The sequence below is a fragment of the Aliivibrio sp. A6 genome (assembly GCF_028765505.1).
Lineage (GTDB): Bacteria > Pseudomonadota > Gammaproteobacteria > Enterobacterales > Vibrionaceae > Aliivibrio > Aliivibrio finisterrensis_A.
The window spans coordinates 119,391-132,881 of record NZ_JARACR010000006.1; the positions used below are offsets into that span (position 1 = coordinate 119,391).

The window sequence follows — 13,491 nt, forward strand, 5'->3', positions numbered from 1 at the left end:
AGACGTCAATACTTCTAGACGTCTATATATCTTTGCTTATAGCCGTAAATATCGCTAGAATTAGAGACTCTAACTCAACATCAATAATTCTGAACGAAGGTGAACAATGGCTGATTGGAATGGTGACTATTTAAGTCCTTATGCCGAACATGGTAAAAAAAGCGAACAAGTAAAAAAAATTACTGTTTCTATTCCAACAAAGGTACTGCAAATCCTTACTGATGAACGTACGCGTCGCCAAGTAAGTAACCTACGTCACGCAACGAATAGTGAACTATTATGTGAGGCTTTCCTTCATGCTTATACAGGCCAACCTTTACCTACAGACGAAGATCTACGTAAAGACCGCCCTGATGATATTCCTGCAGAAGCAAAAGCATTAATGACCGCAATGGGCATTGAATTCGAAGCGTTTGACGACGAGTAAATAACTTTCATCTCCGCCTCCTGTCTCCTCCTCATTTTTTATAAATCAGGAGGATTACATTTCTACTTGCTTAATAAACAATCACAGTGCCCTACTATAAATATAAAGGATTAACTGTGAAAAATAACATAGCAAAAACAGCGATAGCACTCGCTATTACTTCTCTACTGAGCGCTTGTAGCTCAACCTCAGAAACAACACAAACAACCTCAGCCTATCAATGTAATCCACAGATGATGGAAAAAAGTAATCATTTACGCATCTACCAAATTATGGTGGAAAGCTTTGTTGATGGTGATCCAAACATTGGTCACGGTACTGGCTATGGTCCGAGTCATCATAATGGCGACCTGCAAGGGATCATTGATTCATTAGACTATATTCAATCACTTGGCATGAATACCATTTGGATGACGCCTATTTTTGAATCTGCTCCCATTGAGGGGCAAGATCATTGGGCAGATAAGCTCGATGCTACCGGTTATTTTGCTACTGACTTTTTTAAAATAGATCCTCGCTTTGGCACATTAGAAAAAGCAAAAGAATTAGTAGAAGAAGCACATAAACGTGGAATGTATGTCTTATTTGATGGTGTATTTGGTCACCATAAAGAAGGCCTCATTAAGCCATCACCATCAGGCTTACTACCGAGTGGCAGCAATAATCCAGTTGACTATCCTGAGAGCGAAGACTTTTACTCTGAAGTCGCAGCTTATTGGATATCCGAATTAAAGATTGATGGTTGGCGATTAGATCAAGCTTACCAAGTCCCTACTGAATCTTGGATAAACATTAGAAAAGCCGTTGATAATGCATCACAAAACACGACGTATATTAATAATAAAGGCGAACAAGTTAACCCGCTCGGTTACATGGTGGCTGAGATCTGGAATAACGAAAGCTATATTACAGAAACAGGTTATGGTACTGAGCAAAACCCAGCGCTTTGCTCTGCTTTTGATTTTCCTTTACGCTTTCGTGTCGCTGAAACCTTTGCCGTCAATGAGAGTGGTGTAGGAAATAAAGGCGGTGATTGGCTTAATGAAGGAATGCAAATGCATGAACTCTACCCTTCACACGCATCGCCAAACCTAATGCTAGGCAATCATGATGTCGTTCGCTTTGGTGATTTATTACAACGTGGTGATATTGCAGAACCAAGTGACAGGAATTATTGGTTACGTCATAAAGCAGCCCTTTCATTCCAAGCAGCCTATACCGGCCCTATCACTCTTTATTACGGAGATGAAATTGGCGATCAAGTTGATGGTTTCTCTAACAAAGAAAATAAAGACACTTGTGCTATTAAAGGAGTATGTGATGACCACATCGCTCGCTCATCCGCCAAAATTCATGGCCTTACTGCAACACTAACACCTGACCAACTTAACTTAAAAACCTACGTCTCAGAGTTAATGACTTTACGTATTGAAAACCCCGCGTTATCGGAAGGTGTCAGAACCAATATTATCGCTAATAAGGCGGTATATGTAGATCATAAGCAAGCAGAAAATAATACGATTTTATTCATGGTTAGCACTCAAAAGCAGAACCAAACGCTTTCTCTTAAAGCTGAACAGATAGGTTCAAAAGGTAATTTAGTCGACTTATTAACTAACCAAGAATTTAGTCCCATTGAAGGGATATATACCATTCCGTTATCTAACTTTGAAAGCCGATTTTTAAAGATAGAAAAACCAAACCCTACAGGCCCGAAAGTAGAAGCAAAAGAAATTACCCTATATGGCACCGGTTTTATGGCCAAATGTGATAATCCGACAATGCCTATTACTAATGCGCCCATTAAAGACACTCTATACCTTGTAGGTGATTTCTCAGATTCTCGCTGGGGCCACAAAGAACCTAGATCCTATCAATATAAAGGAAACGGTATCTATCAAGTAGTGATAAACGAAAAACGAGGTCCTTATAAAATGCAATACGCAACAAAAGACTGGGGAGCTCAATACACTGTTGATGGATTATCACCAAAACTAGGCCAATCGAATGCATTGATTAACGGTGGCTACGGCCAAGATACCGCGATCTATCTTCCTGAAGATGGTAATTATGTATGGAGTTTAGAATTTAATCCTCAAGGAAAACCAAAATCAATGATGGTTTCTAAATGTAAATAATCGAATATAAAGTGAACTATTTCTAGCTAATGAGGTCAATTATTAGCTAGATCACATTTCTGATTATTTCCTGTTTTCTTTATTTCCTCTATTTTTACATTAATTCCTATTTTTAAATATCTTCTCACGTGAGCACTATCTCATTTATATTCTAAATACACCCTACCAAGTGTGATTATTATCAACAGAAGACCTATCGCTATTTTTTCTCATCCCTAGCTCTACGCCCTCCCTTTTATTAAAAGAGGAGGAGTTAAACATTGTGATTTATTTTTAATCTGCTTCCCGTTCAATAACGAGAATAAATGTTTACTTCTCTTTCCTACACTGCCTTGTTTCGGAATTAAATTTGGGAGTAAACATTTTCAAATCAAAATATCCTCTAAAAAGGAAATAGGATTTTAAGATGAAAATGAATAAATACACATTGCTTGCCGCTGCTGTTTCTACAGCTCTATTTTCTGGCGCAACACTTGCTGAAACAGACCTTGCTCTAGATGTTACATCTGGAGATGATGCTGCTGCACCTAAAATTGAGAAAGTGAACGGGACTGATGTAATTTCAGATGGCTGGGAAGTACACGGCTATGCTTCAATGAACTTTCGTATGGTAGATGGCGAAACAGTAGATACTGAATTTGGTAAACCTGATTATAAAACAGCAGGTACGCACGGAAAAAGTACTAACCAAGTTGAATTCGTAATCAAAAAGCACACTGAACATTCAAATGGTGTTTGGTCTGATTTCGTGGTTCGCTCTGAATACGGCAATGGTAACTCTTACGCTTACTCATCTCCTGGTAGCCAAAAAGCCAACACAACTGCACAATTTGAAGTAAAAGAAACTTATGTTGAAATTGGTGGGCTATCATATCTAGGAGAAGATACGTCTATCTGGGGTGGTCAACGTTACCTAAACCGTTCTGCAAGTGCATTATCTGGTGAATTCTGGAAACAATCATCCGGTGTTGGTGCTGGTATCCAAACTAAACTTGCAGGAAATACTGCTGGCTTTGCAATTGTTGCTGCAGATACAGACGATGATATAAATAAGGGTCCAGGAGCTGACGGTCGACAAACACTAACGTCGCATGATTTATACTACTACGGTATTGATGTTGGTTTTGGTAGCTTAGATTTTGACTTTAAATACATCACTCAAGCTAACGCTGAACATGACGATGGTATCGGTGCTTCTATCACATTAAACTCTAGCTACTACGGCTTAGATGGTTGGTCACAAACAGCGATCGCTTACGGTAAAGGCGCAGCTCAAAACCGTGGCGTTAACTTTGGTAGCTGGTCAGGCGGTGATGATAATGCTGAATCATTCTTCTTTACCTCTGGTGGTGTGGTAAATATTTCTGAAAACTGGCAGATGGGTTCTGAAGTAACTTACTTTGCTGCTTTAGATGAGCTATTTGGCGCTAAAGACCTTAAACGCTATATTGTTGCAGCACGCCCATCATACAAAGTAAATGAGAATCTTCGTCTTGAAGCAACTGGCTCTTACGCTCACGAAGAGGGCGCTGAAGGTTACTGGGGACGTACAGGTGATGATCTGAAGAGTGACATTATTAATGTTGAATTGGCTGCAGCATTTACCGTTAACGCTGATTACTTTGGTCGCCCACAAATCAAACCATACGTGAGCTACATTACAGCTGACGATGAAGCAAGTGCTAAACAAATTGGCATTAAAGATGGTAAGTCAGAAACAATTATCGGTGTTCACACTGAAATCTGGTTCTAATTACTTTAAAATTAAAGGCAGCCACATCGGCTGCCTTTTTGCGTTTATTTGTCGAATCATGGAGAGTCTTGATGAACACCAAAAAATTATTACTTAGCTTATTTATCGGTCTTTCTTTAACCGCCTGCTCTTCGACTCAAGTTATTCAAGAGCCAATGGTTCCAATTACCTCGTCAGAAGTGTGTTGCTCTGATTTTTCACAATACCCTTGGATACAACTGGCGACAACGGAAGATATCGATTTTCAATTAGATAAAGATTCACCTATTGGTCATTTTTCTGATGGAAACAGCTATTTTAATGCCTTTAAATTATCCGACCGTTCAGGAAAAGTACAATTACGTCTTTCAAGTTTAATGATTAATGACTCGGTTGTTGCTCCTAAACTCATTGCTCTCGATCATGAGTTTAACGTTGTAAATACAACAAGTTTAGACCAATTTGATATTAAACCATCCGATGCGTTTACTCGTACTCAGTTTCAATTAAATTTCCAACTTGATGCAACTAAAACCCCTTATTTTATTATCTATTCTTCTAATGAATATTTAGGTCAATCTATTAAGGTGAAGCACCCAGCAAGGATCAGAGCAGAAGAATTAGGTGAACCGATGCCTATGGTGACAGATCCGACTTATGCTTATGAGCGTTTTGGTAAACTAAAGCTATCGATAAAAACGCTTTCATTACAAGCGCATAAACAAGCACCTCAACAACCTAAAGTAGCAATAAAATCAGCACAACCAGAAACGCATACTTTCTATAAAGAAGCCATTGCTGAAGCAGTAAAAACAAACGACATACCTAAAGCATTAGCACTACTAGAAGAAGCTAAAGCATTAGGAATTAAAGATGCTCAAGATACGTTTGTTCAAGCTTTAGAAAGCAAAAAATAATGCCAATGTAATAAATAATTCATCGAATTAGTCACATTGATATAGTTTTTATTTAAGTAAAAAAGGCTTCTAACTTAATTAGTTAGAAGCCTTTTTGCTAAACTGAAAAACAAAAGCGAACTACGCTTCCATATATCCTTCTGGCATTTCAATACGAGCTACACCTGAATCAACCGCAGCCTGTGCTACCGCTTTAGCAACACGAGGAAGCAAACGAGGATCCATTGGCTTAGGAATAATGTAACCTTTGCCAAATTCTAGCGTATCAACCCCTGCGGCTTTTAATACTTCGGCAGGTACAGGCTCTTTTGTTAACTGACGAATCGCATCTACTGCCGCTAATTTCATCTCATCATTAATCACGCTTGCGCGCACATCTAGCGCACCACGGAAAATGAATGGGAAACAAAGTACATTGTTAACTTGGTTCGGGTAATCTGAACGCCCCGTTCCCATGATTAGATCATCACGAACTTCGTGAGCCAATTCAGGTTTAATTTCAGGATCTGGGTTTGAACAGGCAAATACAACTGGCTTGTCCGCCATTAGTTTTAAATCTTCTGCATCTAATAGGTTCGGACCCGATACTCCTAAAAATAAATCAGCACCTTCAATCACATCTTGAAGTGTGCGCTTATCGGTATTGTTTGCAAAACGTTGTTTGTACTCATTAATGTCATCACGACGAGTGTGGATCACGCCTTTACGATCTAACATGTAGATCTTTTCACGCATTGCACCGCACTTAATTAATAGCTCCATACAAGCTACTGCTGCAGCACCAGCACCAAGACAAACGATGATCGCATCTTCCAATTTCTTACCTTGAAGCTCAATTGCATTCAGCATGCCTGCTGCTGTTACAATCGCAGTACCATGTTGATCGTCATGAAACACCGGTACATCACAACGCTCAATTAAACGACGCTCAATTTCAAAACAATCAGGGGCTTTGATGTCTTCTAAGTTAATGCCACCAAAGGTATCTGCAATATTAGCCACTGTATCTACAAATTCATCAATCGTACGGTGTTTTACTTCAATATCGATAGAATCTAAACCTGCGAAACGCTTGAAAAGCAGTGATTTACCTTCCATAACAGGCTTTGATGCTAAAGGACCTAAGTTACCTAAACCAAGAATAGCGGTACCGTTAGAAATCACCGCAACCATATTACCTTTTGATGTGTATTTATAAACATCATCTGGATTCTTCGCGATTTCACGCACCGGCTCAGCAACACCAGGGCTGTACGCCAGCGCAAGATCTTCTACTGTGTCTGCAGGTTTAGTCAATGCAACTTCAATTTTACCCGGTGTTGGGTAGGCGTGATAATGGAGAGCTTGTTCGCGAAAGTCTTCTGACATGGTGATTTCCTGAATGCTAATAATTATAAGAGAATTGTTTCAAAACAGTAAATTGTATAATAGTTGATCTAGCTCAAACTTCATAGTCTTGGCTTACACATCGTACCAACCAGAATGTGGTATGTGATCACCCTCGTTTTTCAGGCATAAAAAAAGGAGCCCTATAGGACTCCTCTTTTATCGGAAACTGGTAATTATTTCTTAGAACCAATTGCACCGAAACGTTTGTTGAAGCGATCAACACGGCCGCCAGTATCAACGATACGTTGCTTACCAGTGTAGAACGGGTGACATTCGCCACATACGTCTAGGTGGATTGTGTCTTTGCCTAGTGCAGAGTTGAATTCGAACTCGTTGCCGCAAGAACAAGTAGCTTTAACAGCTTTGTACTCAGGATGGATACCTGCTTTCATGGGAAAACCTCAATAATTTAGGCCGTGTCGCCATCCGATTCTAATGCCGGACACCACACGTAGTTTAACAAAAATAATAAGCATAATTAGATTACGCTTACTTAAGGTCGCGTATAGTAATGAATCTGGAGCGATCAATCAACTAATCTGTTACTTTTTTCGCCGTTTTTTTTACTAGTTTGCGATATTTTTATCTAAGGGTAGACTATTCTCATTCTGATCTCTTATTAATGTTAGCCATGTCATATTCAATTGCCCACATTGCACTCCCCGTTCCTCTTGATCGCTCGTTTGATTATCTTATCAAACCGGGACAAGCTCCTGTGATTGGTGGCCGTGTAAAAGTGCCTTTTGGGCGTCAACGCTTAATCGGTGTGGTGGTTAAACTAAGCAATGAATCAGAATTCTCACGAGAAAAGCTCAAAGGGATTGATGCGGTGCTTGATAATGCATCGCTATGGCCTCCTCATCTCTACAAATTGCTTAACTGGGGCAGTACTTACTATCAATATCCCCTAGGTGAAACCCTCGCGAATGCAATGCCAGCCTGGTTACGCAAAGGTCGAGAGGCAAGTTTTGCAGCCTTAAAGGCATGGCAAATAACCGAATTAGGAAAAAACCAAGATCTTAATAAACTGACTCGATCACCAAAACAAGCTAAAGCACTGAACTTAGTTCGTCATCAGTCATGCAGCCATGAACAAATGCTAGAAGAAGAGATCACCGCGGCAACATTAAAAGCGGTTGTAGATAAAGGTTGGATTGAAGAAATCTCCCTTGCCCCAAAGCCGAGCTATTGGCAGCGCAATGTTGAGGTAACCCAAGAGAAACCACAGCTCAATGAAGAACAAGCTATTGCAATTGCAACCGTCAATGCAAGTCCTGAGTTCGGCTGTTATTTACTGGATGGTGTAACAGGTTCTGGTAAAACAGAAGTGTACTTACAATTATTAGAGCCCATTCTAAAAGCAGGCCGCCAAGCTCTGGTTTTGGTTCCTGAGATTGGCTTAACGCCACAAACCATCAATCGCTTTAAACGTCGCTTTAATGTTCCTGTCGATGTCATTCATTCAGGTCTTAATGACACTGAACGTTTAAATTCATGGCTAGCCGCACGAGACAATCACGCAGGCATAATTATAGGCACCCGCTCAGCTCTATTTACGCCTTTTCATGATCTTGGGATCATCATTGTCGATGAAGAACATGATGCCTCTTATAAACAACAAGATAGCATGAGATATCACGCTCGCGATCTTGCAGTGATGCGTGCCAACTTAGATAACATCCCTATTATTTTAGGCTCGGCAACTCCAGCACTCGAAACGCTGCACAATGCGAAAGTCGGTAAATACCACCACCTAACGTTATCCAAACGTGCAGGTACGGCAATTCCAGCTCGCCATGGCGTATTAGACGTAAAAGGCCTGTATTTAAATAGTGGTTTATCTGCCCCTTTAATTGCTCAAATGAGAAAACACTTATCTGAGGGCAATCAAGTCATGTTGTTTTTAAACCGCCGAGGGTTTTCTCCTGCACTCATGTGTCACGAGTGCGGTTGGATGGCAGAATGTAAACGTTGCGATGCTTATTATACTTTTCATCAACATAGCAATGAAATTCGTTGCCACCACTGTGGTTCACAGCAACCCATTATTCATCAATGTCAGGGTTGTGGTTCGACTCAATTGATCTCTGTTGGCGTTGGAACAGAACAGCTTGAAACACAACTCATGAATTTATTTCCTGAGTATAAAACCGTTCGTATTGACCGAGACAGCACCCGCAAAAAAGGCAGCTTAGAGAATTACTTAGACGCGATTAAAAATAACGAATACCAAATTTTAATTGGTACTCAAATGCTAGCAAAAGGCCACCACTTCCCCAACGTCACCCTAGTCGGCTTAATTGATGTAGACAGCTCATTATTTAGCAGTGACTTTCGTGCCCCTGAGCGTTTAGCTCAACTCTTTATTCAAGTGGCAGGTCGTGCTGGACGAGCCAGTAAACCAGGTGAAGTAATTTTACAAACTCACCATCCAGAACACTCGCTACTACAAAGCTTATTGCATCAAGGTTATGGACACTTTGCTGAGTATGCTTTACAAGAGCGAAAATTTGCTCAGCTCCCTCCTTATACCCATTTATCTCTATTCAGAGCAGAAGCAAATAATAGTGATAACGTAGAGCAATTTTTACGGCAAGTGCGCGACATACTAGAGAGCCATCCACAATTTCATGACGCCACGCCGGTATTAGGGCCCATCCCTGCACCATTAGCAAAACGAGCAGGTAAGTATCGTTGGCAACTGCTTTTTCAAGCGCCAAACAGAACCGTAATGCAGAGTATGTTACGAGGAGCTAAGGCAGCGATTGAGCTGCTCCCATTAGCGAAAAAAGTTCGCTGGACGCTTGATATAGAGCCTCAAGACCTTAGTTAGTGTAAGGATTTTAATTCTATTTATTTTTCATTAAGGAGGAAGATAATCAGCCCCCATGTGAGGCAAGTCACAACGTAGATGTAATTTTTGTTAGATCGCCCGTATTTAATTCTTTATTTTACACATAAAATATCTTCTAAAATAAACAGAGCAATCGTTTACTTAACATTAGATTTTAGTTGGAGAGAATTATTATGGCGACAATGAAGGACGTTGCTCTATCGGCAGGGGTATCAACAGCTACGGTATCACGAGCACTAATGACACCAGAAAAAGTATCGTTAACCACTCGCAAACGCGTAGAGAATGCCATCATTGAAACGGGGTACTCTCCAACGACACTCACTCGTACTTTACGCCGTAATGAATCTAAAACAATAGTGACCATTGTGCCTGATATTTGCGACCCATACTTTAGCGATATTCTACGAGGCATTGAAGATACCGCCGTCGAGAATGGATATATCGTTTTGGTTGGCGACAGTAGCCAGCAACAAAAGCGCGAGCATTCTTTTGTAAATCTTGTTTATACCAAGCAGGTTGATGGCATGGTACTGCTAGGCTCGGATCTTCCTTTCAATGCCAGTCGCCAAGAACAAAAAAACTTACCCCCTCTTGTTATGGCTTGTGAATACGCGCCTGAATTAGAATTACCAACCGTTCATATTGATAATTTAACCGCTGCATTTGAAGCCGTGAATTACTTAACTAAACTAGGCCATAAACGTATTGCCGAGTTATCTGGCCCTGAAGATTCTGCCCTATGTCAATTCAGACACCAAGGCTACCAACAAGCATTGCGCCGAGCAGGAATCACTATGAACAGCGCCTACATTCATTATGGTGATTTCTCTTTTGAAGCAGGTGCGAAGGCAATTAGCCAACTGCTCTCTCTCTCCTCACCACCAAGCGCCGTATTTTGTCACAACGACATAATGGCCATTGGTGCAATTCAAAAAGCAAAGCAAATGGGTTTTCGTGTACCTCAAGACATCTCCATTATGGGGTTTGATGACATTGAATTTTCCCAGTACTGTGAGCCGTCATTAACCACTATTTCACAGCCTCGCTATGAGATCGGACGTCAATCTATGCTTATGCTTCTAGAGCTACTTAAAGGTCATGATGTTCGTTCAGGATCCAGATTGTTAGAATCATCATTAGTAATAAGAGAAAGCACTGCACCACCAAAAAACCATTAATCATAAGAACTCTAAACATCAGCAAGAGGAATCCACAAAGCAAAGTCATTGATTGGGTCAATATTTCTCTCCAATTAGTGACTTTTTGCGTACTTTTTCACACAAATACTGGTATGAGTAGCGACAACTGATTACCATAAAGAACCTTCTTTGAATTCTGTATAAAGTAACGCACTGTGGCTAATAAAGATTACGTAAAACGTGGACGCACCCCCAAGAAACCGGCAAAAAAAACAGCCAAGAAAAAAGGCGTTAAGCAGCCGATATCACCGGGCTCTACTCCTTGGAAAGCCGTTGCCGTTGCTGGCCTATTGGTTGCAGTATTTGGCTATGCCCTTTACTTTTTAAATGACTCTCCAGCGCCAGAGCAAAAAGAAACCATAACGGAAGTCGCTCCAGCTAAACCCAAGAAAACAAGCTCTAACCAAGAAATTCCACCATTGCCAGAAGAGCAATGGAGTTATATGGATGAACTTCCAAATAAAGAAATTGAAGTAGAACAAAAAGAGCTAAAAGTATCTGAAGTTCCTTACATCATGCAATGCGGCGCTTATAAATCACGCTCACAAGCTGAAGAGCGCAAGATGAATATTGCTTTCCAAGGCATAACATCTACCGTTCGTCATGCTGACGGCAGTAGTTGGTATAAAGTGGTTCTTGGACCGTATAAATTTAAACGTGATGCAGAAAAAGATCGCCATAAGTTACAACGAGCTAAAATCGAACCTTGCGCTATCTGGAAAGATCAGTAATCACTCATCAATAAGTGCAGCGATTAAAATCGCTAATAGCATCACACATTTAAAAAGGAGCGCATTGAGTGCTCCTTTTTTCTATCTATTCAACTTGAAAACCCTACTCCTTCCCCCCATTACAATAGTAATAATCATGAAGATGATGTCATGCTTTAATTAATGGCGTCGTCGAATAAGAGGTTTTACTCGTGACTACAATTGTTTCTGTACGCCGTGAAGGCAAAGTCGTGGTTGCTGGCGATGGCCAAGCATCTCAAGGTGATATGATCGCAAAAGGCAACGTAAAAAAAGTACGTCGTCTATACAATGATTCTGTTCTTGTTGGTTTTGCTGGTAGCACAGCAGATGCCTTTATTCTGTTCGACCTGTGTGAACGAAAATTAGAAATGCACCAAGGTAACTTAACCAAAGCTGCGGTTGAGTTAGCTAAAGAATGGCGTAGTGACCGAGCATTGCGTCGCCTTGAAGCAATGTTAATTGTGGCAGACAAAACCACTTCTCTTATCATCAGTGGTACGGGCGATTTAATCAACGCGGACAATGATTTACTAACTATCGGTTCTGGTGGCTATTTTGCTCGCTCTGCAGCGACCGCATTACTGGAGAATACCGATTTAGATGCTCGTGAAATTGCCACAAAAGCGTTAACTATTGCTGGTGATATCGACGTATACACCAACCACAATCATACCGTTGAAGAACTGAACGCTTAACCAAAATAAGGAATTCCCATGTCTGAAATGACTCCTCGTGAAATTGTACACGAACTAGATAGCCATATTATTGGTCAAGATAAAGCAAAACGTTCAGTCGCGATTGCACTTCGTAACCGCTGGCGTCGTATGCAATTGGAACCAAATTTACGTGCCGAAGTTACGCCTAAAAATATCCTAATGATTGGTCCTACTGGTGTAGGTAAAACAGAGATTGCACGTCGTTTGGCGAAGTTAGCAAATGCGCCTTTCATTAAAGTTGAAGCGACTAAGTTCACTGAAGTAGGTTACGTTGGTAAAGAAGTTGAGAGTATCATTCGTGATTTAACCGATGTTGCTATCAAAATGACACACCAACAAGCCGTTGAAAAAGTAAAATTCCGAGCTGAGGAGCAAGCAGAAGACCGAATCCTAGATATTTTATTACCACCAGCGCGAGATGCATGGGGTAATAACGAAGAAGGTGATAATGATTCTGGTACCCGTCAATCTTTCCGTAAAAAACTGCGTGAAGGCAAGCTAGACGACAAAGAAATTGAAGTGGATGTTGCAGCACCTCAGGTCGGTGTAGAGATCATGGCTCCTCCTGGCATGGAAGAGATGACAAACCAACTTCAAGGTATGTTCCAAAACCTATCAGGCGGTAATACAACCAAAAAGCGTAAGATGAAAATTGTTGATGCCCTTAAAGCACTAACAGAAGAAGAAGGCGTGAAACTGGTTAATCCTGAAGAACTAAAAGAACAAGCCATCTTTAACGTAGAAAACCACGGTATCGTATTTATCGATGAAATAGACAAGATCTGTAAAGGCTCAAACTCTCATTCAGGTGATGTTTCTCGTGAAGGTGTGCAACGTGATTTACTGCCATTAGTTGAGGGCAGCACAGTAAGCACTAAACACGGTATGGTGAAAACCGATCATATGTTATTCATCACATCGGGTGCATTCCAGATGGCAAAACCGTCTGATCTAATCCCTGAGTTACAAGGCCGTTTACCTATCCGTGTTGAGCTTGAAGCATTAACAGCAAATGACTTCAAACGTATCTTAACGGAACCAAACGCGTCATTAACTGAACAATACATAGCTCTATTGGCAACCGAAAATGTAAGCGTTGAATTTACTGAAGATGGCATCACTCGTATTGCTGAGTCCGCTTTCCAAGTAAACGAAAGTACAGAAAACATTGGTGCTCGTCGCTTACATACGGTGATGGAACGCTTAATGGAAGAGATCTCTTACGATGCTTCTGAAAAACACGGCGAGAGCTTAGTTGTTGATGCTGAATACGTAAGTTCGCGTTTAGGCAAGCTAGTCGCAGATGAAGATTTAAGTCGCTTCATTCTGTAATTTTTAGCCTTTATGCTAAATAAAGCCTCGTT

General features: G+C 40.7%; 11 protein-coding genes. 9 read left to right on the forward strand and 2 right to left on the reverse strand.

Features of this window, described 5'->3' with window-relative positions:
• Positions 1-106 precede the first annotated feature (106 nt).
• The 4 genes from metJ (at position 107) to PVK70_RS05900 (ending at position 5,214) form a co-directional block, all read left to right on the forward strand.
• Positions 107-427, forward strand: a complete 321-nt coding sequence (gene metJ, locus PVK70_RS05885; protein ID WP_045101132.1) for a met regulon transcriptional regulator MetJ — start codon at positions 107-109, stop codon at positions 425-427.
• Between the two features lie 116 nt (positions 428-543).
• Entirely contained in the window at positions 544-2,565 is a 2,022-nt protein-coding gene (locus tag PVK70_RS05890) for an alpha-amylase family glycosyl hydrolase (RefSeq protein WP_165367124.1), read from the forward strand.
• Between the two features lie 406 nt (positions 2,566-2,971).
• Positions 2,972-4,318: a carbohydrate porin gene (locus tag PVK70_RS05895; protein WP_130047170.1), complete on the forward strand. Its 1,347-nt coding sequence runs from the start codon at positions 2,972-2,974 to the stop codon at positions 4,316-4,318.
• Between the two features lie 71 nt (positions 4,319-4,389).
• Positions 4,390-5,214: a MalM family protein gene (locus tag PVK70_RS05900; protein WP_130047171.1), complete on the forward strand. Its 825-nt coding sequence runs from the start codon at positions 4,390-4,392 to the stop codon at positions 5,212-5,214.
• Between the two features lie 120 nt (positions 5,215-5,334).
• Here the strand turns inward: PVK70_RS05900 and PVK70_RS05905 are convergent, their stop codons facing one another.
• Complete coding sequence (locus tag PVK70_RS05905; RefSeq protein ID WP_130047172.1) at positions 5,335-6,582, reverse strand: malic enzyme-like NAD(P)-binding protein; 1,248 nt, start codon at positions 6,580-6,582, stop codon at positions 5,335-5,337.
• 194 nt (positions 6,583-6,776) lie between these two features.
• Positions 6,777-6,995: a 50S ribosomal protein L31 gene (gene rpmE, locus PVK70_RS05910; protein ID WP_130047173.1), complete on the reverse strand. Its 219-nt coding sequence runs from the start codon at positions 6,993-6,995 to the stop codon at positions 6,777-6,779.
• A gap of 239 nt (positions 6,996-7,234) precedes the next feature.
• Between rpmE and priA the strand changes: the two genes are divergently transcribed.
• The 5 genes from priA to hslU all read left to right on the forward strand — a co-directional run bounded on the left by priA (position 7,235) and on the right by hslU (position 13,459).
• Complete coding sequence (priA, locus tag PVK70_RS05915; protein WP_130047174.1) at positions 7,235-9,436, forward strand: primosomal protein N'; 2,202 nt, start codon at positions 7,235-7,237, stop codon at positions 9,434-9,436.
• A gap of 194 nt (positions 9,437-9,630) precedes the next feature.
• Complete coding sequence (cytR, locus tag PVK70_RS05920; RefSeq protein ID WP_130043905.1) at positions 9,631-10,638, forward strand: DNA-binding transcriptional regulator CytR; 1,008 nt, start codon at positions 9,631-9,633, stop codon at positions 10,636-10,638.
• 176 nt (positions 10,639-10,814) lie between these two features.
• A complete protein-coding gene (locus PVK70_RS05925) occupies positions 10,815-11,390 on the forward strand; it encodes an SPOR domain-containing protein (protein WP_130043904.1) in 576 nt (191 codons plus the stop codon).
• 191 nt (positions 11,391-11,581) lie between these two features.
• Entirely contained in the window at positions 11,582-12,106 is a 525-nt protein-coding gene (gene hslV / locus PVK70_RS05930; protein WP_005421069.1) for an ATP-dependent protease subunit HslV, read from the forward strand.
• A gap of 18 nt (positions 12,107-12,124) precedes the next feature.
• Positions 12,125-13,459 (forward strand): HslU--HslV peptidase ATPase subunit, encoded by a 1,335-nt coding sequence (hslU, locus tag PVK70_RS05935; protein WP_130047175.1) that lies wholly within the window; start codon positions 12,125-12,127, stop codon positions 13,457-13,459.
• Positions 13,460-13,491 lie beyond the last annotated feature (32 nt).

Excerpts from the sequence above, each read along its gene's own strand:
- priA (WP_130047174.1), top strand. The coding sequence starts at position 7,235 with ATGTCATATTCAATTGCCCACATTGCACTCCCCGTTCCTCTTGATCGC.
- PVK70_RS05905 (WP_130047172.1), bottom strand. The coding sequence starts at position 6,582 with ATGTCAGAAGACTTTCGCGAACAAGCTCTCCATTATCACGCCTACCCA.
- metJ (WP_045101132.1), top strand. The coding sequence starts at position 107 with ATGGCTGATTGGAATGGTGACTATTTAAGTCCTTATGCCGAACATGGT.
- cytR (WP_130043905.1), top strand. The coding sequence starts at position 9,631 with ATGGCGACAATGAAGGACGTTGCTCTATCGGCAGGGGTATCAACAGCT.
- PVK70_RS05900 (WP_130047171.1), top strand. The coding sequence starts at position 4,390 with ATGAACACCAAAAAATTATTACTTAGCTTATTTATCGGTCTTTCTTTA.
- hslU (WP_130047175.1), top strand. The coding sequence starts at position 12,125 with ATGTCTGAAATGACTCCTCGTGAAATTGTACACGAACTAGATAGCCAT.
- rpmE (WP_130047173.1), bottom strand. The coding sequence starts at position 6,995 with ATGAAAGCAGGTATCCATCCTGAGTACAAAGCTGTTAAAGCTACTTGT.
- PVK70_RS05895 (WP_130047170.1), top strand. The coding sequence starts at position 2,972 with ATGAAAATGAATAAATACACATTGCTTGCCGCTGCTGTTTCTACAGCT.